The following is a 20040-nucleotide window of genomic DNA, read 5'->3' on the forward strand; positions in this document are numbered from 1 at the left end:
GCTACAGGCTCAGCTTGTCGCGCATGAAGGCCAAAGCGACGCTTAGGCCATCGGGTGCGATACCATGGCCCGTGCCCTTCATCACATGAGCATAGATTTCTTTGAAATCAGCAGCCTGCAACGCCTCGGCGGCTTCGGGCAGCGATTGCGGCGGGACCACATCGTCGGCATCGCCATGGACCAGCAGGATGGGCATTCGGCTAACGGTTTCGTCGGCCAGCAGTTCAGGCTCCAGCAACCGGCCCGAAAACGCCACGATCCCGGCAACCGGGTCTTCGCGGCGGGGGGCCACATGCAGGCTCATCATCGTGCCCTGGCTGAAGCCGAACAGAACGACCTGCTCGGGCAGCACGTCCTCATCTACCATCAGCGCGTCGAGGAAAGCGTTGAAATCCTCGACCGCCATTTCCATCCCACGACGCGCCTCTTCTTCGGACGAGCCATCGATCCACGGGATCGGAAACCATTGAAAGCCGTTCGGCATTCCCGGGATCTGCTCGGGCGCGTCGGGGGCCACGAACAGCGTATCCGGCAGGTGTTCACCCAGCGGGTCGGCAAGGCCCAGCAAATCGGCCCCGTTGGCCCCATAGCCGTGCACGAACACCACGACCGAGCGTGTATCGCCCGAAACCGGCTCTTTCCTGAGCGCGTTCAAAACCCGAGTCATCTGATCCCTTCTCTTTTCTTGGCCACCCGGTAATAGGCCCACAAAACCCGGGCCGCAACCGAGCGCCAGGGCGACCACGCCTCGGCCATCTGGCGAAGCTCCTTGTCGGTCGGGCGCTTGGGCAGATCGTAGAGAACGCGCGCGGCTTCCTGCAGGGCCAGATCGCCCGGCGCGATGACGTCCGCGCGCCCCAGTGAAAACATGGCGTATATCTCGGCGGTCCAGACGCCGATGCCCGGAACCTGCGTCAGCGTGGCAATGACATCTGCATCAGGGACGTCTCGTAACGCTTTGTAATCAATACGCGCCTCAGCCAGAGCACGGGCGTATCGGATCTTCTGACGGCTCAATCCAACAGCCCGCAAATCATCATCCGTAGCCCACATGATCTTGCGCGGCCCGGTCAGTTTTGCGTCCTGCATCCGCTTCCAGATCGCGTTGGCCGAGGCCACGCTGACCTGCTGACTGACAATCGCGCTGAGCAGTTGGGCAAAGCCGTCGGGCTTACGCCGCAGGGGCAAAGGACCGGTCTGCTCCATCGCATAAGCCATGCGCGGGCACGCATTGGCCAGCCACTCGGCCCCTTCCGTCACGCAGTCGGGGGTTTCAATGATGCGCCCTACGGCCATGGGATCTCTGCTTTGTGACACGCTTCGCACGTTAGGGGCCACAGCCGCATATGCAAGCCGCTTGTGCGTCAGCGTTTTCACCGATACGCATTGGCGCATGACGATGACTACAGCCACCCCGGACGACTCGCAAGCCAAACGCAATGTTGCTGTTCTGGTCGCCGCGCAATCGATTCTAGGTGCGCAGATGCCGATGATTTTCATCGTTGGTGGCTTGGCCGGGCAATCGCTGGCCAGCAACCCCTGCCTTGCGACACTGCCGATTTCGCTGATTGTTCTGGGTTCAATGCTGGCCGCTACGCCGATCTCGGCTATCATGCAGCGTTGGGGCCGTCGTGCGGGCTTTCTGGTCGGCGCAACAGCCGGAGCGTTGGGCGGTCTGGTCGGGGCATATGGGCTCTATCTCGGCTCGTTCCCGATCTTTCTGCTGGGAAGCCTGCTGACGGGCATCTACATGAGCGCGCACGGGTTTTACCGTTTTGCCGCAGCCGATACCGCCTCGGACGCGTTCCGGCCCAAGGCGATTTCCTATGTCATGGCGGGCGGTCTGGCCGCCGCGATCATCGGCCCGCAAATCGTCAAACTGACATCGCAGGCCTATGTCATTCCGTTTCTGGGCACATATATCGCGGTGATTGCCGTCAACGTCATTGGCTCGGCCCTGTTCTTCTTTCTGGACATCCCGACGCCGCCAAAACCCAACGCAGACGCACCTAAAGGCCGGTCGCGGCTAGAGTTGCTGAAAACCCCGCGCATCGCCGTTGCGATCATCTGCGCCATGGTGTCTTACGCGCTGATGAACCTTGTGATGACCTCGACCCCTCTGGCGGTTGTCGGCTGCGGGTTCTCGGCCAATGACGCGGCGGATGTGGTCACCAGCCACGTGCTGGCCATGTATGTCCCCAGCTTCTTCACCGGCCACCTGATCGCACGTTTCGGCGTCGAAAAGATCGTGGCCCTTGGTCTTGCCATCCTTGCAGGCGCCGGAGTCGTCGCCCTGCAAGGGGTCGAACTGGGCAATTTCTTCATCGCCTTGATCCTGTTGGGCATCGGCTGGAACTTTGGTTTTATCGGCGCAACCAGTATGCTCGCCGCCTCGCACGAAGTGCATGAACGAGGCCGGATGCAAGGCCTTAACGACCTGCTGGTGTTCGGAGGCGTGACGATTGCTTCGCTGGCCTCGGGCGGGTTGATGAACTGTTCCGGAGGTTCTCCGGTCGAAGGTTGGACGGCCGTCAACCTCGCTATGATCCCGCTGCTGACCCTGGCGGGCGGAGCGCTGCTGTGGCTGGTCCTCAGGCCAGCCGATCCGAAAACAGCCTGATCACCACCGACCCGTCGCAGCGGTCCACATCAGAGACAGCCGCCGCCGCGCCTCACCCTGCGCCAAAGCGCCCGCCGCGACGCGATCCGGGCGAGCAATCACCCGTTTCAAAATCCATTCGGCCTGCCATCCGACATAAAGCGCCGGAAGGGCGTCTGCCAATACCGCATTGCGGTCAGTTCGGGCCCGCGTCAATCGCACCAAAGCTGCCTCTGCCAGCGTCTTCACCCCATCGGGCGTGCCATCCAATAAAGGAATACGCCCGCGCGCCTCAAGCTCGGGGATCGCGCGGAACCAGTTCGCAACGCCTACGCCATAGCCGAAATCGCGCAGCACACCCTCATCCGCAGCCCCAAGGGCCTGTGCCGCGGCCACCAGCAGCGAACCGGAACTGTGATTGATATAGGCGTCAAAGTGGTCCTGATTCTCGAACGGGTCGCGATAGATGTCCCACCGCCGCACCGTCACATATTCGTCGAGCATCCCGGCCAGATGGGGCGACAGGACCCGAGACAAAGGCGTCACAACCTCGTGCCGCCGCACGGTCGGACCTTGCGCAATCTCCTGCAAGGCATCGCGCCACCATTGCAGGCGCATCTCGGCAATCATCGGCTCTTGCGTGACCCAGGGCGCGCGCGCGACCTCGACATTCAGCGCGTAGATCGGAAACAGAATGGCCCGCGCGGGGACCGGAGCGGCCATTGCTGACAAAAACCGATCGGGATCGGCTTTGTGCACCAAAGCGGCACAGGCTTTGACATCCTCGTCAAACGTCGCCGTCACTCTGCCGCCGCCTGCTGAGGGTCACAGTCCCGCACCAGCTTCCACTGGATTGCGTCCAACAGCGCCTCGAAGGACGCGTCGACTATGTTCGCGCTGACCCCAACGGTAGACCACCGCCGCCCCTGCCCGTCTTCGCTGTCGATGATGACGCGCGTGACGGCCTCGGTCCCGCCCTGGGTGATCCGCACTTTGAAGTCGACCAGCCGCATATCCGCCAATACCTGCGAATATTGCCCCAGATCCTTGGCCAGCGCCTTGGCCAGCGCGTTCACCGGCCCCCGGTCGCTGCCCTGCTCGTCCAGAGACTCACTGACCGACAGTTTCTTTTCACCATCGACCTTCACCACAACCACGGCTTCGGACAGGCTGACCATGTTGTTGTACTTGTTCTTACGCCGCTCAACCGTGACCTTGTAGCGCTTGACCTCGAAGAACTCGCGCAACTGCCCCAGCTCATCCCGCGCCAGCAGTTCGAAACTGGCCTGCGCGGTGTCGTAGGAATAGCCTTCGGCCTCGCGCTGTTTGATCCGCTCAAGAATGCGCCCCAATGCCGGGTCGCCTTTTTCCACGGTCAACCCGGCCTCGGTCAGGCGCTTGCGCAGGTTCGACTGCCCGGCCTGGTTCGACATCGGGATGATCCGCGCATTGCCGACCGTTGCCGGATCGACATGTTCATAGGTCGAGGGGTCTTTGAGAATCGCGCTGGCATGCAGCCCCGCCTTATGCGCAAAGGCCGAGGCCCCCACATAGGCCGACTGCTTGCTGGGCACCCGGTTCAGGATGTCGTCCAGCATCCGGCTGATCCGCGTCAAACCGGCCAGAGCATCAAGGCTGACGCCAGTCTCGAATTGCGAAGCGTAAGGTTCTTTCAGCAACAAGGTCGGGATCAGCGCCGTCAGGTTCGCGTTGCCACAGCGTTCGCCCAACCCGTTCAGCGTGCCCTGAATCTGCCGTGCACCTGCATCCACAGCGGCCAGCGAACAGGCCACCGCATTCTCGGTATCGTTATGGGTGTGAATTCCCAGCCGATCCCCCGGCAGCCCGGCATTGACCAGGTCCGCAACGATGCGCCCAACCTCGGCAGGTAATGCGCCGCCATTGGTATCACACAGAACAACCCAGCGCGCGCCAGCCTCCAGCGCGGCACGGCACACCTCGGTCGCATAGCCGGGGTTGTCCTTGTAGCCGTCAAAAAAATGCTCGGCGTCGAACAGCGCCTCGCGCCCCTGCGCCACCAGATGCGCGACCGAGGCGCGGACGTTCTCGACATTCTCCTCCAGCGAAATCCCAAGCGCGTGGGTCACATGATAGTCATGCGACTTGCCGACCAGACAGACCGCCCGCGTGCCCGCATTCATCACCGCCGCCAGCACGTCGTCGTTCTCCGCCGACCGACCCGAGCGCTTGGTCATCCCAAACGCCGTCAACCGGGCCGAGGTCTTTGGTGCGACCTCAAAAAACGCGCTGTCGGTCGGGTTCGCGCCGGGCCAGCCGCCTTCGATATAATCGACCCCCAACTCATCCAGCGCCTGCGCGATCTGCACCTTCTCGGCGGTCGAGAACTGCACCCCCTGCGTCTGCTGCCCGTCGCGCAGGGTCGTGTCGTAGAGGTAGAGGCGTTCCTTGGTCATTATTCTGGCTCTTTGGCTTGTTCGGGCGGTGCCCGACCGAGGGTGGATGCGAAGCGCCCGCCCATGGGGGCGGTCGGGCGCTGCCCGGGCAAGCCCCGGGTTGAACGGTGATCTATATTTTCTCCAACTTCGAAGGATCGAAACCCGGACCGGGGACCAGTTCAACGCCATTCTTGCTCATGCGGACCTCAAGACCGGCGGCGATATAGGCTGACTTTAGACGATCAACCTCCGAGAAATCCTTGTTTTGCATCGCTGAGGCGCGGGCCGTTGCCAATCGATCGGAATGAGAGGTCAGATCAACGGATGCTGCGTCCGCCCAAGCTCCCATTTCGGGCAACAGAAGTCCCATCAATTGTGCAGAAGCCAAGAAGTTCTGCAATAATCCATCCTGCAAATTCACAGGTTCGTTCGATGCGTTTTTTTGACGGCTGATCTGGCGTTCCAAACGGTAGAGTTCTGCAATGGCACCCGCCGTGTTCAGATCATCCGCAAGTGCCGCGATCACCGAGGGTGCCGCGCTGGCGGCGGGCTCGATGCCCGCTGTCAGCGCCCGCCACTTGCGCAGCGTTGCCTCGGCCTCACGCGCCTTCTTTTCGGTCCAATCCATCGGCTTGCGATAATGGGTCTGCAGGAAAACAAAGCGGATCACCTCACCCGGTACGCCCTGTTCCAACAGGTCATGCACGGTGAAGAAATTGCCCAGCGACTTGGACATCTTCTTACCTTCGACCTGCAGCATCTCATTGTGCATCCAGACCCGAGCGAACTCACCCTCGGGGTGCGCGCAGCAGCTTTGCGCGATCTCGTTTTCGTGGTGCGGGAACATCAGGTCGTTGCCGCCGCCGTGGATGTCAAAACTCTCCCCCAGCAGCTCATAGCTCATGGCCGAGCATTCGATATGCCAACCCGGTCGACCCCGGCCCCAGGGCGACTCCCACCCCGGCAGATCATCGGTCGAGGGCTTCCACAGCACGAAATCCATCGGGTTTTTCTTGTACGGCGCAACCTCGACCCGTGCGCCCGCGATCATGTCATCGACCGACCGACCCGACAGCTTGCCATAGCCTTCCTTCCACGAGTCCACCGCGAACAACACATGACCTTCGGCCGCATAGGCGTGGCCCTTGGCGATCAGGTCTTCGATCATCTCGATCATCTGAGGGATAAACTCAGTTGCGCGTGGCATCTGGTTCGGTTCCAGCGTCCCAAGCGCGCCCATATCGTGCAGATACCACCCGATGGTCTCATCCGAGCGTTCGTGGACCAACTGCTCCAGAGACCCTTCGGCCCCGGCCTGTTTGCGCTTCAGCGCGGTCACGTTGATCTTGTCGTCTACGTCGGTGAAATTGCGCACGTAAGTCACATGATCCGCGCCAAAGACATGACGCAACACCCGATACAGCGTGTCGAACACCACCACCGGCCGCGCGTTACCCAGATGGGCCCGGTCATAGACGGTGGGTCCACAGACATACATCCGCACGTTTTCGGCATCGATCGGAACGAAATCTTCCTTCGTCCGCGTCCGCGTGTTGTGCAGCTTGATTGTCGTCATCACTCGGGCTCCTAAAGCTTGCGCGTTGGCGCGGGCTTAGCAACTTGTCTCAGAGATGAAAACGAAAGAAACCGGCCCGCTTGATAAATCAGCAGGTAATGCAGCAGATAATGATGCAGCTCATCCGGTTCATGGCGCTTGGCATAACACGCGTCACGCGCCAAGCCAAGGCTTGAGTTTGCGGACCTTCCTCGGCACTCTGCGACCATGAGCCGGGATTTCGTCAACTCAGTATGCCGCGACCTGCCGGGGGCCGAATGGTCGGACCCCTGGGGTGGCGGCCACGACGCCTGGAAGGTGGGCGGCAAGATGTTTGCCTGCATCGGCACGGCAAATGACGGTGTCTCGGTCAAGACACCGGACATCGAAACCGCCCAGATGCTGATCGACGCAGGCGTGGGCGTCAAAGCCCCGTATTTTCACCGCAGTTGGGTGCGCCTGCCCTTTGATGCGGATGAGGAAGAGATGCGGCATCGGCTGGCCGCTTCGTACGATCTGGTGCGCGCATCGCTCACCAAAAAGGTTCAGGCCACCCTGCCCGCGCGAAGCTGATTGACATTCGCTGGCGGCTCTGCCCCATTCAGCGTCAAGACAAACAGGGGCATTGCATGAAACTGTCAAATCGCATCACGCATCTTACCGGCGGCGGCAGCGACGGGTGGGACGTGTTCTACCGCGCGCGTCGCATGATCAGCGAGGGTCACGCTGTAACCGAACTGACGATTGGCGAGCATGACATCCGCACCGATGCCTCGATCCTGCAAGCCATGGATCTTTCGGCGCGGTCCGGCCATACCGGCTATGCCATGGTGCCTGGCACCGATCTTTTGCGCGACACGGTGGCAGCACGGGTTCAGATGCGGACCGGCGTGCCCACGTCCCGCAACAACGTGCTGATCACCCCCGGCGGACAAGCCGCCCTGTTCGCGGCGCATACCGCAGTCTGTGATCCGGGGGGTTTGGGTCTTTACCTTGATCCCTACTACGCGACCTACCCCGGCACGATCCGCGGTGCCGGAGCCATTGCGCGCGCTGTTCAAACGTCGGCCGACAATGCCTTTCAGCCCCGCGCTGAAGATATTGATGCGGTCGCGGATGGGGCCGTGTCCTTGCTGATCAACTCACCCAACAATCCCACTGGCGTTGTCTATTCCCGCGAAACGATTGAAAACATTTCCGAATTATGCACTCTCCGCGACCTGTGGCTGATATCGGACGAGGTCTATGATACGCAGGTTTGGGAAGGTGAGCACATTTCGCCCCGCGCCCTGCCCGGCATGGTCGAGCGGACGCTGGTCGTTGGTTCGATGTCGAAATCCCATGCCATGACCGGCTCGCGCTGCGGTTGGATCGTAGGCCCGGAAGAGGTGATTTCACATCTGATCAATCTGGCAACACATACCACTTACGGGGTGCCCGGTTTCGTTCAGGACGCCGCCAGTTTTGCCCTGAATGCGGGAACTGAGTTAGAGGCCGAAATCGCCGCCCCTTTCCGCCGCCGCCGCGCGCTGGCCAAAGAGATTCTGGCCCGGCAGCAAACCGTTGGCCTCGTCCCCGCACAAGGCGCGATGTACCTGATGCTGGACGTGCGCGCGACCGGGCTGAGCGGCGAAGAGTTCGCGAATGCCCTGCTGGATCAACACGCGATTGCCGTGATGCCGGGTGAAAGTTTTGGACGCGCTGCTGCTGGTCACATTCGTGTTGCCATGACGGTGGATGATGATCGGTTCGCTTCGGCCTTGCAGATCCTTTGTGAGTGTGCGGCCAATCTGGCGGATCAACGGGCGGCAGAGTAACCGGCCTAGAACCGGAAAGTTGTGCGCAGATTGAAAACGTTCGACCCAAGGCCCCCTTCGGACCGGGTCACATCGTCAAAGTTCTGGCGCAACGCCTCACCGCTGATGATAAAATTCTCGCCAATCGGATAGGCCACGCCAATCCCATAGACAGCTGCCGTATCGCTGTCGGCTGAGGTCTCTGCGCGGGCGGCGCCGACAACAACATATCCCAACGCACCACCAAAATCGTATCCACCGCGCAGCTTGACGCTGGTCATGCTGTCCAGACTGCCCTGATCCTGGCTCAGGTTCAGGGACAAACGGTTATATTCCAGTTCGCCACCCAATACGAAATTGCCAAAATCCTGATCGTACCCGATATGCGCCCCAAAGACGGTGTTGTCGCCGCTGGACCCAGCCGGGCCATCCGCCTCGGCGTATCCGAAACTGAAACCGGCATAGGCCCCGGTCCAGTCCTGCGCAAAGGCGGGACCGACACTGGCGATTGTCATCCAGACAATCAGGGCCGAAAGCGATTTCATCTCCGTCATCAGGACACGCTCAATCCAAAATAAGCGGCAACAGGCTTAACATAACAGGTGGTCTACAGGGACCGAAATTCAATTCACTTCACGAGTTATTCAGCAATAAGTTAATAAACTATAACAGATTTCTTCCCTAACGGGAGAAAATCTGACTCTGACACCTATCTCGCGAGGCCCGCTTCGAAACCTGCCGGTTTTTTACCACCGCGTCGCAAACGGGACAGATCGCGTCGCCCTTCGCTGCAACTATTGCGACCACGAATAGCGAGGTTCCATGCCGAACGAAATTTGGAAAATACGTCTGATCAGCCGCACCATCGGCGCGGATCGCGGGCGTGCGGCGCGCGGGCGTCCGCAGCTGTCTTGATCCTTCACACTCAAGACTGATTCCAAAGACCGGACCCCTGACATGAATGACCAACCCCGTAACACCTCTCGCAGCGGTGGGCGCTCTGCGCGCCGAGCAGCCCGTGCCTCGGCGCTGCCCGAGCATCTGCGCCCGATCCGCCCCGGCATGGAGGGTGGAACCTACAAGCCCCTGACGCAGGCGCAGATCGAGAAAATTCACAACGCCGCGCTGCAAGCCCTTGAAACCATTGGCCTTGCCGACGCCCCGCAAAGCGGAATCGACTATTTGGTTGGTGCAGGATGTACGCTGGGCGATGATGGGCGCATCCGGTTTCCCCGCGCGTTGGTCGAAGATACGATCGCCAAGGCAAACCGGTCGATCACCCTATACAGCCGCGACGGGCAACACGATCTGGATCTGACCGGGACCAAGGTCCACTATGGCACCGCCGGGGCCGCTGTCAGCATGGTTGACGTCCATGGCCGCGAATACCGCGATTCAACCGTGCAGGATCTGCATGACGCGGCGCGGATTTGCCAGCAGCTCGACAACATCCACTTTGTCCAGCGCCCGATGGTGTGTCGCGACATTCTCGACAACATGGAAATGGACTACAACACGGTTTATGCTGCCTGTTCAGGAACTTACAAGCATATCGGCACCTCGTTTACCGAACCGTCGCACGTGGCCCCGGCCATGGAGATGCTGCACATGATTGCAGGTGGCGAGGACAAGTGGCGCGAGCGGCCTTTTGTTTCCAATTCGAACTGCTTTGTCGTTCCTCCAATGAAATTCGCCACCGAAAGCTGCGAAGTGATGGAGGAATGCATCAAGGCCGGAATGCCGGTTTTGTTGCTGTCCGCAGGCATGGCCGGGGCCACCGCGCCTTCTACCATCGCCGGCGCCATCACTCAGGCAACGGCAGAATGTCTCGCCGGTTTGGTTTATGTAAATGCCGTAAAGCCAGGCGCACCCGCGATTTTTGGCACCTGGCCTTTCGGTCTGGACCTGCGGACCGGTGCCATGTCCATCGGGTCCGGAGAGCAGGCATTGCTAAGCGCAGGCTGCGCCCAGATGCATCAGTTCTACGACCTGCCGGGCGGCGCTGCTGCGGGTGCTTCGGATTCGAAAATGCCCGACATGCAGGCCGGGTGGGAGCAGATGTGCTCGAACGTCATGGCCGGATTGTCCGGGCTGAACATGGTGTATGAATCCGCCGGTATGCACGCCTCGCTGCTGGGTTTCTGTTTCGAAAGCCTTATCCTCAGCGACGATCTGATCGGACAGGCGCAGCGCTGTGTTCGCGGGATCGAAGTCAATGACGAAACGCTCGCTCTGGACCAGATTGCTCAGGTCTGCATGGGCGGCCCCGGGCATTATCTTGGAACCGACGCCACGCTTAGCCGGATGCAGGTCGATTACGTCTACCCCACCTTCGGGGATCGGACGTCGCCAAAAGAATGGGCCGAACTGGGCAAGCCGGATTTGCTGGACAAGGCCACCGCACGAAAGGAAGAAATCCTCGGGATGCCTTCGCCTGCCCGCTTTGATCCGCTTCTGGATGCGGAACTGCGCAGCAAGTTCAACATTCACTTGCCCGCGTAACATATTGAAAACAGGCGGTCCGATGGGGATCGGACCGCCTTTTGTCATGCCGGATTACCCGTTGTTGGGCAGCAGTCCGGCCTCTTGTGCGATTGCGACTTCGTCCTGATCCAACGCGCCGTCGCCGTTGGCATCCATGGCCGAGAAGGTATCGGCGTCCACCTCGGGCACGACGGCCTGCACTTCGTCGATGGTCAGCACGCCATCCCCGTTCGTGTCCGCCGCCGATTGCGCCAGTGCCAGCGCGGGCAGCCCGAGTGCGATTGCCGAAATAACGGCCAGATTTTGCGGTTTCATGTTAGTGCCTCCTGAGTGAGTTTTTCGTGTTTGCGTCCGGACAGGTCTTACAAACACCTTCAACCCGGTTCTGGTCACCCCATTGACCTGAACTGCGGGATTTCGCGCCATTATTTGCGACTTTCCCCGAGTCGGGTCCGCAATCCCTTGCTGGACGAAACGCGCAACCCGCCCGTCGGCGATTCTTGCCCGACAAAATGCAGCCGATCCGGCAAGGGCTTGCTGATAAGAGGCGACTCGGCGCAGCAAAAAAGAAAGGGGGCCGAAGCCCCCTGTCAGTTTCGCCTCCCAGGCTCATTTCGTTGACCGCCCGGTATTTTTTGCCTGCGGCCTGGACTGCGCATGGGGCGAGCGCACCCGCCCCGTGAAAGAGTGGAAGGGAGCAAATATTCCGCCCCACCCTGTTTGCGGCCAACACGGGCATGTCGGCCAAGTGGAGAAAGGTCTTTGGTAAGTCTTGCGACCATTCTCCGTATTCGTCGGGGTCGGTACCTGTGGCAGCTATCCGACCCCTGCGCCCCGGGGTGCCGGGGCGCTAATATTTTCCCAACTAAGCGTTGGGAGTGTCTCGCCCATCAGGCTCCTTGGCGACACCCTTGTAGGGTTTGCCATCGTCCTTCACGGGCATGAACTGGCCAGTACGTTCATCACGCTTTTGCCAATTTCCATCGTCTCGCTGAAACTGTGTGCGTCCAGTTACAGCGCCTCGGCGATATCCGTCTCCGGTATTTTTTGCCATTTCGCAGGCTCCTTATTCACAGGCGGTCACGATTTCCTGTTGGTAAGTCTCGGGACAACTCTGTATTTCTAAGCACGCTATTGATCACCAAATACCGATCTGCTTCCTTTTCATCTGTCGACCCTACTTGGGCCGGATTTGGTTTATCTCGCAGCGCGCTAATCGATTGCGAGATCAGCCGGGGATCAGTGTTGCAACCACTGGTCCCCAACCTACAATTCCTTAGCTACACCCGCTTGTCGCGCCGCAGGTGTTGCACTTCATGCAGGTACCGTTGCGCACCAGCGTGTAGTTTCCGCATTCGCCGCACGGGTCGCCCTCGTAGCCTTGCATCTTGGCTTTGGTGCGGGCGTCCATGCCGGTTGCCACGGCTGTTTCGGCGACCGGGGTATCGAAGGCCGCTGCAGTTTCTGCCATGCCGTTCAGTTCGGCCTGACCCGCGTTAAACACTGCCAGATCCTGCGGCAAACGCTTGCGCAGATAGCCGGTCGAGCTGATTTGTTTCAGCACTTCCAAGGACTTGGACGCCGCACTGTCGCTGATTTCCGAGACGTTTGAGACGCCCTCTTCCTCGCCGCGACCAAGATCGTCAAAGCTTGCGCCTTCGGGTTTCACATGGGCCAGATCGGTGCGGTCCAGATAGGACACGGCCAGTTCGCGGAAGATGTAGTCCAGGATCGAGGTCGCGTTCTTGATCGAGTCGTTGCCCTGCACCATCCCCGCCGGTTCGAACTTGGTGAAGGTGAAGGCGTCCACGAACTCCTCCAGCGGCACGCCGTATTGCAGGCCGACCGAGACCGCGATGGCAAAGTTGTTCATCATCGCCCGGAAGCCAGCGCCTTCCTTGTGCATATCGATGAAAATCTCGCCCAGTTTGCCGTCTTCGAACTCGCCGGTGCGCAGATAGACTTTGTGGCCACCCACGATCGCCTTCTGGGTATAACCCTTGCGGCGATGGGGCAGTTTCTCGCGATGGCTGCGGATCATTTCCTTGACCACAACCTTCTCGATCACCTTCTCGGCCAGAACGACGGCTTTTTCCTGCGCCGAACCGCTTTCCAGCACTTCCGCCGCCTCGTCGTCATCCTCGACCAGCGCTGCCGCCAAGGGTTGTGACAATTTCGAACCGTCACGATAGAGCGCGTTGGCTTTCACACCCAGCGACCAGCTGAGCTCGTATGCCTTCTGGCAATCCTCGATGGTTGCGTCATTCGGCATGTTGATCGTTTTCGAGATCGCGCCCGAGATAAAGCTCTGCGCTGCCGCCATCATGGTGATGTGGCTGTCAACCCCAAGGAAACGCTTGCCTTTCTTGCCGCACGGGTTGGCGCAGTCGAAGATCGAATAGTGTTCCTCTTTCAGGTGCGGCGCGCCTTCCAGCGTCATGGTTCCGCACACGTGGTCGTTGGCCGCGTCGATATCCGCACGGGTAAAGCCCAGATGGCGCAGCAGGTCAAAGGTCGGGTCGTTCAGCTTGGTCGCCGGGATGCCCAAAACGCCGGTGCAGAAGTCCTCACCCAGTGTCCACTGGTTGAAGACGAACCGGATGTCGAACGCGCTTTCCAGCGCGGCGTCCACCTTGGCCAACTCATTGGGGCCAAAACCATGACCGGTCAGCGAGGTGTGGTTGATCCCCGGCGCGTTGCCGATGGTGCCGTGACCAACCGCGTAGCCCACAATCTCTTCGATCTGAGACGAGGAATAGCCCAGCTTTTCCAGCGCCGAGGGCACCGAGCGGTTGATGATCTTGAAGTAACCGCCGCCCGCGAGCTTTTTGAATTTGACCAGCGCAAAGTCCGGCTCGATCCCGGTGGTGTCGCAATCCATCACCAGACCGATGGTCCCCGTCGGCGCGATCACAGTGGCCTGCGCGTTGCGATAGCCGTTCTTCTCACCAAGGCTCAGCGCCTCGTCCCAGGCGGACATGGCCAGATCGACCAGACGTTTATCGGGGCAGTTGCCGTGGTCCAGAGGCACCGGCTTGACCGCCAGTTTCTCATAGCCATCCGTCACACCCTGCGACGCACGGCGGTGGTTACGGATGACGCGCAGCATGTGATCAGCGTTGCGCTCATAGCCCTTGAACGGACCCAGTTCGCCTGCAATCTCGGCCGAGGTCGCGTAGGCCACGCCGGTCATGATCGCGGTCAGCGCACCACAGATCGCCCGGCCTTCGTCCGAGTCATAGCTGTAGCCCATGTTCATCAGCAAACCGCCGATATTGGCGTAACCCAGGCCCAGTGTGCGGAAGTCATAAGACAGTTGCGCGATTTCCTTCGACGGGAACTGCGCCATGGTTACCGAGATTTCCAGCGTCAGGGTCCACAGACGCGAGGCGTGCATATAATCCTCCGCCTGGAACTCACCGTCTTTCAGGAAGGTCAGCAGGTTCATCGAGGCCAGGTTACAAGCCGTGTCATCCAGGAACATATATTCCGAACACGGGTTCGAGCCGCGAATCTCACCATCTTCGGGGCAAGTGTGCCATTCGTTAACGGTGTCGTGGAACTGGATGCCCGGATCGGCACAGGCCCATGCGGCGTGGCCGACCTTTTCCCACAGATCACGCGCCTTGACGGTGCGGGCGACCTTGCCGTCTGTGCGGTTGATCAACTCCCAATCGGCGTCTTTTTCAACGGCGGTCAGGAACGCGTTGGTCACGCGGATCGAGTTGTTCGAGTTCTGGCCCGAGACCGAGCTGTAAGCTTCGGAATCCCAGTCGGTGTCGTAGGTCGGGAACTCGATACTGTCGTGGCCCTGCTTGGCGTAATCCAGCACGCGCTTGATGTAAGTCTCGGGGATCGCAACTTTTTTGGCTTCACGCACCGCCTTTTTCAGGGCGTCGTTTGCGTTCGGATCATAGGCATCATCGGCAGACCCGTCCCAGGACCGGATAGCCTCGAAAATGCCGTTCAGCATCTTCTCGTGCATCTTCGAACCGGCAACGATCGAGGCCACTTTCTGCTCTTCGATCACCTTCCATTCGATGAATTGCTCGATATCCGGGTGATCGGCATCGACGATCACCATCTTTGCGGCCCGACGGGTTGTCCCGCCTGATTTGATCGCACCGGCGGCGCGGTCGCCGATCTTGAGGAAGCCCATCAGGCCCGAGGATTTGCCGCCACCTGACAGCGCCTCGCCTTCGGCCCGCAGATGGCTGAAGTTGGTTCCGGTTCCGCTACCGTATTTAAACAGGCGCGCCTCACGCACCCACAAATCCATGATGCCGCCTTCGTTCACCAGATCATCATCGACGGACTGGATGAAGCAGGCATGCGGCTGCGGGTGTTCATAAGCGGATTTCGATTTGGTCAGCTTGCCGGTTTTGTAATCGACATAATGGTGCCCCTGCGCCGGGCCGTCGATGCCATAGGCCCAGTGCAGACCGGTGTTGAACCACTGCGGCGAGTTCGGCGCGGCACGCTGGGTCGCCAGCATATAGCGCATCTCGTCGAAATACGCGCGCGCGTCCTCTTCATCCGAGAAATAGCCGCCCTTCCAGCCCCAATAGGCCCACGCGCCTGCCAGACGGTCGAACACTTGCTTCGAGGACGTCTCACCATCGAATTCAGCACCATCGGCAGGAACCGAGCGCCACAGGAATTCGGGGACGTCTTTCTCTTTTACTTTCTTCAGCTTGGACGGAACACCGGCCTTGCGGAAGTATTTCTGCGCAATGACGTCGCTGGACACCTGGCTCCAGCTTGACGGAACTTCGATGTTGTCCAACCGAAAAACGATGGTTCCGTCGGGGTTCCGGATCTCTGATGTTGCAGACACGAAATCAAGATCTGCGTATGCGTCCTGCCCCGGCTTGGTGAATTTTCTTTCAATTTTCATGTCCGCTGCCTTCGAATTAATGACCGTCTACCCAGCGTCAGACCCATGAAATACCGGGCCCACCACCATGCCGAACCTGACAGACGCAGAAGATCAGGCGTTGCCCGTGGCAACGCATAACCGTCTTAGCGGTTGCACAATTCTTTGGTGTGCGTTCCGTCCCTCGCCCGCGCCGCCCCCGGATTTCATACCAGATGTAGTGGCGTCTTGTTCGGCTCATACAATCTGGCGTATCTCACCATAGATCGTCAACGGCATTTTTAGGTCATTTTTGAAATCTTTTGTGTTGACCCGACCCCCGACAGAGGCCTCGGGGCCCGGTGCTGCGATTCCTCCACAGAATGATCCACGGCGAAATTCCGCCGAACCCAAATCTCTCAAAATGGAATTGTTGTTTTTACCAGCACAGTTATCAGCGTTTGATCAACCAACGCCCGACTGGCTAGGTTGAAACAGAATCATCCCGCGCCTTTGCAATCCGGCAAATCCGGCGCGTGACAAAAACGTAAATGATTGAGGGCTTACAAGAAGATGCAGCCGTTTCGCTTTCTCCCGGCACTGGCCCTGATCGTGGCCTGCACACAACAAGATGTGCCCGATGCGTCACGCAGCGCGCAGTTCGAAACCTACCCCACGCGCCTGTTCGAAACCTTCGAAGCCAGCTGTTCCGGCCCCGGCGAAACCTTTCAAAAACTCGGGGATCGCGGTTTTGCGTGTAGCGAGTTTTTGCCGCCCGAAGCGACCGCGTTCCTGATTCTGAACTACGACGGGGACCCTCAGGACCTGCCCAAAAGCATCATGCGGCTGATCCCGACCAAAACCTCGGGCGGCTACAGGGTCGATGCGTCGCTGGTGTTTGAAGTGCCGCAGAAAAACGGATCAAAAGTTGAGGTTCCGGTGGAAAGCGAAGAATTGGACAAGACGATGAGCACGCTTTACCGCGCGTTGGGTGGCTCGCCGACTTGAAGGGAAGAAAAGTGGTCGGGGCGGCAGGATTCGAACCTACGACCCCCTGTACCCAAAACAGGTGCGCTACCAGACTGCGCCACGCCCCGGACCGTGCGCCTTCCTAACGATGCCGATCTGATTTGAAAAGCCCTAACAGGGCCAAATTGCTGGGCCTTGCGAAAAAATTTCGTGCCGCATCTGGGTTCCCGCCTCGATCCCGTATCGCGCAGACAAACCGGCGTTGATTTCCAACACCGCAAACACGGCATCGCCCCCTTCAATCGGGGTCAAATCGCCCGGAATGGCCCCCTGATGGACGCGCGTCACGGCTCCGGTCTTGTCCAGAAAGATGATGTCGAGCGGTATCAGAGTATTCTTCATCCAGAACACAACCGGCTGCGGCGGATCGAACACGAACAACATGCCCGACCGGTTCGCAAGATGCTCGCGGAACATAAGGCCGCGGGATCGTTCTTGCGGGGTAACGGCAAGCTCGACGTCGAACCGAATCTGCGCCTGATCGTTTTTCAATTCGACTCGGTCAGGCCGGCATTCGGCAAACACGTTCCCGGCCCACATCGTAAGGATCACGGCAGGAACGGTAAGGCAGCGCATCATGAAAGTATTAGTCGTCCAACGCGGCTTCCCAGGCAAGAACCTGTGCCGCCATGCGCCCGCGTTTGCCATCGATCACCCGCATCGCCAGCGCCTCGCCCGGCTGCAGATCCGCAAGGCCCGAGCGGCGCAGAACCTCGATATGCAGGAACACATCTTCGCCGCGACCAAAGACATTGGCAAAACCAAAGCCCTTGCCCTTGTCGAACCATTTGACCCGCGCCGCCACCAGCGGGGCGTCAGAGATCACGTCAGGATCAAGTTCGGCAAAATCAGCCAGCAGCATCGAGTCCGTGCGTGCAGGCGGATCAACACTGATCACCTCGACCGCCTGAACGCCGCGATCGGTGCGATGGGTCATGATCTCGATCCCTGCCCCGTCCGCGACCGAGCTTTGACCGAAATTGCGCAACACGTTCACGTGCAACAGAATATCCGGACCGCCTTCGTCAGACACAACAAATCCGTATCCCTTTGCGGGATCGAACCATTTTACGTGTCCCCGGACGCGATACATGTTGTTCAGATCTTCTGGCACTGTTTTCCCATCGCGAATTTTAGCAGTTCGTTAAGGGTTTGTTGTTTATGGGAATGACCCACAATTTCAAGCTGAAAAAGTCGTTTATTTTCTGATTGTTGCATTTCGCGACACGTGAACGTCATGGATTCAACCTTTCCACATGCCACACCGAATCCGGCTTTTCCCGTTGCCACCTGAATCTGTCGTGCAGACGAAACGCCCCGTCAGCCCAGAATTCGATTTCGGTTGGTGCTAATCTGTACCCTCCCCAAAACGGTGGCCGTGCAGGATTAGGACCGTGCTTTGCCGTCACCTTGGCTACCTCGGCCATCAGCGCGGCCCGACTGCTGAGCGGTTGTGATTGCCGCGATGCCCAAGCCCCCAACCGGCTTTTCAGTGACCTGGATGCATAATATTCATCCGCTTTCGGCCCATCTTCGCGGGTGATTGTACCACGAACTCGGATCTGACGCCGCAATGATTTCCAGTGCATGACAAAAGCGGCCTTCCCTGCACCGTCCAACTCGGACGCCTTTTTGCTTTCATAGTTTGTGTAGAAAACAAAACCGTTCGGTTCAATATCTTTCAACAGAACCATGCGCGAATTGGGCATGCCATCGGCATCGACAGTTGCCAGGGCAATTGCATTGGGGTCGTTTGATTCAGTCTTTTCAGCCTCGCCTAACCACCGAGCCGCTATTTCAAACGGATCGGAGCCAGCAAAGATGCCATCACGCTCGGTCATTTCCATCCCCTGGAAAGTATTGTCCCCGAACCTAAGGCGAGAACCTGCTGCGGGCAAGGGTGCACGGCCTTGATGCAGGGCACCCAATGGCATAAACCAACGCAACACATCGCGAAGACAGGCGGAGAACCAAACATGTCAAATCAGTTGATGGCCGGAAAACGCGGCCTCATCATGGGACTGGCCAATGACAAATCAATCGCATGGGGAATCGCCCGCGCCTTGTCCGACGCCGGGGCCGAGCTGGCCTTTTCCTATCAGGGCGATGCTCTGAAAAAGCGCGTCGATCCATTGGCGGCTCAGTTGGGAAGCGAGGTTGTCCTGCCCTGCGACGTAAGTGACGAAGCATCGATCGATGCGCTGTTCACCGCGCTGGAAGAAAAATGGGGCAAGCTGGATTTCGTCGTTCATGCCATCGGATTTTCCGACAAGAACGAATTGCGCGGTCGCTATGTCGACACCAGCCGGGCGAATTTCAAACTGACCATGGATGTGTCGGTTTATTCCTTTACCGCTGTGATGCAACGGGCCGAAAAGATGATGTCCGAAGGCGGCAGCGCGATCACGCTGACCTATTACGGCGCTGAACAGGTGATGCCACATTATAACGTGATGGGCGTGGCCAAAGCGGCGCTTGAGGCATCGGTCAAATACCTTGCCGAAGATCTGGGCAAGGACGGCATCCGCGTGAACTCGATCTCGGCCGGTCCGATCAAGACGCTGGCCGCCAGCGGCATCGGCGACTTCCGCTATATCATGAAGTGGAACGAGTATAACTCGCCCCTGCGCCGCAACGTGACCATCGACGATGTGGGCAATTCGGCGCTGTATCTGCTGTCGAACCTGTCCGGCGGTGTGACCGGGGAAAACCTGCACGTGGATTCGGGTTATCACATTGTCGGCATGAAGGCCGTCGATGCCCCGGACGTCGAGAAAGGCTAAAGACATGAGCGCCAAGGACCGCCTGCCCCACGAAAAGGGATTTCACATCAGCTGGGATCAGATCCACCGCGATTCGCGCGCTTTGGCGTGGCGGCTGGACGGGCAAGGCCCCGATGACGGCGCATGGCGCGCGGTTGTTGCGATCACCCGTGGCGGCATGGCCCCCGCGATGATCGTCAGCCGCGAGCTTGATATTCGCACCGTCGATACAATCAGCGTCCGCTCGTACCACCATCAGGAACAGGGTGAGGCCGAAGTGCTGAAAGCCCCCGATGCGGCGCTTATGGGGGACGGCGAAGGTGTTCTGATCATCGACGATCTGGTCGACAGCGGCAAAACCCTGGAACTGGTACGCGCCATGTATCCCAAGGCGCATTTCGCCACCGTTTACGCCAAGCCCAAAGGCCGCCCAATGGTGGACACGTTCATCACCGAGGTCAGCCAGGACACCTGGATTTTCTTCCCGTGGGATATGGCCCTGCAATATGTCGAGCCCTATCGCGGCACCGACTGATCCCTTCT

Annotated in this window: 19 protein-coding genes and 1 tRNA gene; 8 read left to right on the plus strand and 12 right to left on the minus strand. The window is 59.4% G+C overall.

What is annotated here, in order from left to right:
• Position 1: 1 nt before the first annotated feature.
• Positions 2 to 667 carry an alpha/beta hydrolase gene (locus ACR0LW_RS02475; protein WP_480581052.1) on the minus strand — a complete coding sequence of 222 codons (666 nt, stop codon included), beginning with the start codon at positions 665 to 667 and terminating at the stop codon, positions 2 to 4.
• Positions 664 to 1296, minus strand: coding sequence for a DNA-3-methyladenine glycosylase family protein (locus ACR0LW_RS02480; RefSeq protein WP_480581050.1), 633 nt, complete (start codon positions 1294 to 1296; stop codon positions 664 to 666). The genes ACR0LW_RS02475 and ACR0LW_RS02480 overlap by 4 nt, the downstream gene beginning before the upstream one ends.
• Positions 1297 to 1393: 97 nt before the next feature.
• Here ACR0LW_RS02480 and ACR0LW_RS02485 point away from each other — a divergent pair, with 97 nt between their 5' ends.
• Positions 1394 to 2620, plus strand: a complete 1227-nt coding sequence (locus tag ACR0LW_RS02485) for an MFS transporter (RefSeq protein WP_480872847.1) — start codon at positions 1394 to 1396, stop codon at positions 2618 to 2620.
• Here ACR0LW_RS02485 and ACR0LW_RS02490 read toward each other — a convergent pair whose 3' ends face one another.
• The 3 genes from ACR0LW_RS02490 to cysS all read right to left on the minus strand — a co-directional run bounded on the left by ACR0LW_RS02490 (position 2621) and on the right by cysS (position 6592).
• A complete protein-coding gene (locus tag ACR0LW_RS02490; RefSeq protein ID WP_480881487.1) occupies positions 2621 to 3403 on the minus strand; it encodes a squalene/phytoene synthase family protein in 783 nt (260 codons plus the stop codon).
• Positions 3400 to 5034 carry a citramalate synthase gene (cimA, locus tag ACR0LW_RS02495; protein WP_480881488.1) on the minus strand — a complete coding sequence of 545 codons (1635 nt, stop codon included), beginning with the start codon at positions 5032 to 5034 and terminating at the stop codon, positions 3400 to 3402. The genes ACR0LW_RS02490 and cimA overlap by 4 nt, the downstream gene beginning before the upstream one ends.
• A gap of 112 nt (positions 5035 to 5146) precedes the next feature.
• Positions 5147 to 6592: a cysteine--tRNA ligase gene (cysS, locus tag ACR0LW_RS02500; protein ID WP_480881489.1), complete on the minus strand. Its 1446-nt coding sequence runs from the start codon at positions 6590 to 6592 to the stop codon at positions 5147 to 5149.
• 55 nt (positions 6593 to 6647) lie between these two features.
• Here cysS and ACR0LW_RS02505 point away from each other — a divergent pair, with 55 nt between their 5' ends.
• The 3 genes from ACR0LW_RS02505 to ACR0LW_RS02515 are packed head-to-tail and all read left to right on the plus strand — an operon-like array spanning position 6648 to position 8388.
• On the plus strand, positions 6648 to 6803 hold the full coding sequence (locus ACR0LW_RS02505) for a hypothetical protein (protein ID WP_480881490.1): 156 nt from the start codon (positions 6648 to 6650) through the stop codon (positions 6801 to 6803).
• On the plus strand, positions 6800 to 7144 hold the full coding sequence (locus tag ACR0LW_RS02510; RefSeq protein WP_480626042.1) for an MmcQ/YjbR family DNA-binding protein: 345 nt from the start codon (positions 6800 to 6802) through the stop codon (positions 7142 to 7144). Before ACR0LW_RS02505 ends, ACR0LW_RS02510 begins: the two co-directional genes overlap by 4 nt.
• Before the next feature lie 56 nt (positions 7145 to 7200).
• Complete coding sequence (locus tag ACR0LW_RS02515; RefSeq protein WP_480581038.1) at positions 7201 to 8388, plus strand: pyridoxal phosphate-dependent aminotransferase; 1188 nt, start codon at positions 7201 to 7203, stop codon at positions 8386 to 8388.
• A 5-nt stretch (positions 8389 to 8393) separates the two neighbouring features.
• Here ACR0LW_RS02515 and ACR0LW_RS02520 read toward each other — a convergent pair whose 3' ends face one another.
• Positions 8394 to 8921 carry an outer membrane protein gene (locus ACR0LW_RS02520; RefSeq protein ID WP_480581036.1) on the minus strand — a complete coding sequence of 176 codons (528 nt, stop codon included), beginning with the start codon at positions 8919 to 8921 and terminating at the stop codon, positions 8394 to 8396.
• A gap of 403 nt (positions 8922 to 9324) precedes the next feature.
• Here ACR0LW_RS02520 and ACR0LW_RS02525 point away from each other — a divergent pair, with 403 nt between their 5' ends.
• On the plus strand, positions 9325 to 10869 hold the full coding sequence (locus ACR0LW_RS02525; RefSeq protein WP_480581034.1) for a trimethylamine methyltransferase family protein: 1545 nt from the start codon (positions 9325 to 9327) through the stop codon (positions 10867 to 10869).
• Between the two features lie 54 nt (positions 10870 to 10923).
• On the opposite strand, the gene ACR0LW_RS02530 is transcribed toward ACR0LW_RS02525, so the two are convergent.
• Both ACR0LW_RS02530 and ACR0LW_RS02535 read right to left on the minus strand, forming a co-directional pair.
• On the minus strand, positions 10924 to 11166 hold the full coding sequence (locus ACR0LW_RS02530; RefSeq protein ID WP_170450391.1) for an EF-hand domain-containing protein: 243 nt from the start codon (positions 11164 to 11166) through the stop codon (positions 10924 to 10926).
• Between the two features lie 961 nt (positions 11167 to 12127).
• Entirely contained in the window at positions 12128 to 15748 is a 3621-nt protein-coding gene (locus ACR0LW_RS02535) for a vitamin B12-dependent ribonucleotide reductase (protein ID WP_480881491.1), read from the minus strand.
• Positions 15749 to 16279: 531 nt separating this feature from the next.
• On the opposite strand from ACR0LW_RS02535, the gene ACR0LW_RS02540 reads away from it, so the two are divergent.
• On the plus strand, positions 16280 to 16714 hold the full coding sequence (locus ACR0LW_RS02540; RefSeq protein ID WP_170450388.1) for a hypothetical protein: 435 nt from the start codon (positions 16280 to 16282) through the stop codon (positions 16712 to 16714).
• A 12-nt stretch (positions 16715 to 16726) separates the two neighbouring features.
• On the opposite strand, the gene ACR0LW_RS02545 is transcribed toward ACR0LW_RS02540, so the two are convergent.
• The 4 genes from ACR0LW_RS02545 to pdxH all read right to left on the minus strand — a co-directional run bounded on the left by ACR0LW_RS02545 (position 16727) and on the right by pdxH (position 18576).
• Positions 16727 to 16803: transfer RNA gene (locus ACR0LW_RS02545), tRNA-Pro, on the minus strand.
• A 43-nt stretch (positions 16804 to 16846) separates the two neighbouring features.
• Positions 16847 to 17314 carry a DUF192 domain-containing protein gene (locus ACR0LW_RS02550; RefSeq protein WP_480708233.1) on the minus strand — a complete coding sequence of 156 codons (468 nt, stop codon included), beginning with the start codon at positions 17312 to 17314 and terminating at the stop codon, positions 16847 to 16849.
• A 7-nt stretch (positions 17315 to 17321) separates the two neighbouring features.
• Positions 17322 to 17828 carry a cold-shock protein gene (locus ACR0LW_RS02555; RefSeq protein WP_480626273.1) on the minus strand — a complete coding sequence of 169 codons (507 nt, stop codon included), beginning with the start codon at positions 17826 to 17828 and terminating at the stop codon, positions 17322 to 17324.
• A 142-nt stretch (positions 17829 to 17970) separates the two neighbouring features.
• Positions 17971 to 18576: a pyridoxamine 5'-phosphate oxidase gene (pdxH, locus tag ACR0LW_RS02560; protein WP_480881492.1), complete on the minus strand. Its 606-nt coding sequence runs from the start codon at positions 18574 to 18576 to the stop codon at positions 17971 to 17973.
• A gap of 135 nt (positions 18577 to 18711) precedes the next feature.
• On the opposite strand from pdxH, the gene fabI reads away from it, so the two are divergent.
• Positions 18712 to 19518, plus strand: a complete 807-nt coding sequence (fabI, locus tag ACR0LW_RS02565) for an enoyl-ACP reductase FabI (RefSeq protein ID WP_170450381.1) — start codon at positions 18712 to 18714, stop codon at positions 19516 to 19518.
• Between the two features lie 4 nt (positions 19519 to 19522).
• The gene (gene gpt / locus ACR0LW_RS02570) at positions 19523 to 20032 is read left to right on the plus strand and encodes a xanthine phosphoribosyltransferase (protein ID WP_170450379.1); all 510 of its coding nucleotides are present in this window, start codon (positions 19523 to 19525) and stop codon (positions 20030 to 20032) included.
• Positions 20033 to 20040 lie beyond the last annotated feature (8 nt).

This window comes from Ruegeria sp. N4, from assembly GCF_056531425.1.

Coding starts and splice junctions, on each gene's coding strand:
- ACR0LW_RS02520 (WP_480581036.1), bottom strand. CDS start 8,921: ATGACGGAGATGAAATCGCTTTCGGCCCTGATTGTCTGGATGACAATC.
- ACR0LW_RS02480 (WP_480581050.1), bottom strand. CDS start 1,296: ATGGCCGTAGGGCGCATCATTGAAACCCCCGACTGCGTGACGGAAGGG.
- ACR0LW_RS02505 (WP_480881490.1), top strand. CDS start 6,648: ATGAAAACGAAAGAAACCGGCCCGCTTGATAAATCAGCAGGTAATGCA.
- ACR0LW_RS02475 (WP_480581052.1), bottom strand. CDS start 667: ATGACTCGGGTTTTGAACGCGCTCAGGAAAGAGCCGGTTTCGGGCGAT.
- ACR0LW_RS02525 (WP_480581034.1), top strand. CDS start 9,325: ATGAATGACCAACCCCGTAACACCTCTCGCAGCGGTGGGCGCTCTGCG.
- ACR0LW_RS02510 (WP_480626042.1), top strand. CDS start 6,800: ATGAGCCGGGATTTCGTCAACTCAGTATGCCGCGACCTGCCGGGGGCC.
- ACR0LW_RS02555 (WP_480626273.1), bottom strand. CDS start 17,828: ATGTATCGCGTCCGGGGACACGTAAAATGGTTCGATCCCGCAAAGGGA.
- ACR0LW_RS02530 (WP_170450391.1), bottom strand. CDS start 11,166: ATGAAACCGCAAAATCTGGCCGTTATTTCGGCAATCGCACTCGGGCTG.
- pdxH (WP_480881492.1), bottom strand. CDS start 18,576: ATGACCGAGCGTGATGGCATCTTTGCTGGCTCCGATCCGTTTGAAATA.
- cysS (WP_480881489.1), bottom strand. CDS start 6,592: ATGACGACAATCAAGCTGCACAACACGCGGACGCGGACGAAGGAAGAT.
- ACR0LW_RS02535 (WP_480881491.1), bottom strand. CDS start 15,748: ATGAAAATTGAAAGAAAATTCACCAAGCCGGGGCAGGACGCATACGCA.
- cimA (WP_480881488.1), bottom strand. CDS start 5,034: ATGACCAAGGAACGCCTCTACCTCTACGACACGACCCTGCGCGACGGG.
- ACR0LW_RS02550 (WP_480708233.1), bottom strand. CDS start 17,314: ATGATGCGCTGCCTTACCGTTCCTGCCGTGATCCTTACGATGTGGGCC.
- ACR0LW_RS02485 (WP_480872847.1), top strand. CDS start 1,394: ATGACGATGACTACAGCCACCCCGGACGACTCGCAAGCCAAACGCAAT.
- ACR0LW_RS02540 (WP_170450388.1), top strand. CDS start 16,280: ATGCAGCCGTTTCGCTTTCTCCCGGCACTGGCCCTGATCGTGGCCTGC.
- fabI (WP_170450381.1), top strand. CDS start 18,712: ATGTCAAATCAGTTGATGGCCGGAAAACGCGGCCTCATCATGGGACTG.
- ACR0LW_RS02515 (WP_480581038.1), top strand. CDS start 7,201: ATGAAACTGTCAAATCGCATCACGCATCTTACCGGCGGCGGCAGCGAC.
- gpt (WP_170450379.1), top strand. CDS start 19,523: ATGAGCGCCAAGGACCGCCTGCCCCACGAAAAGGGATTTCACATCAGC.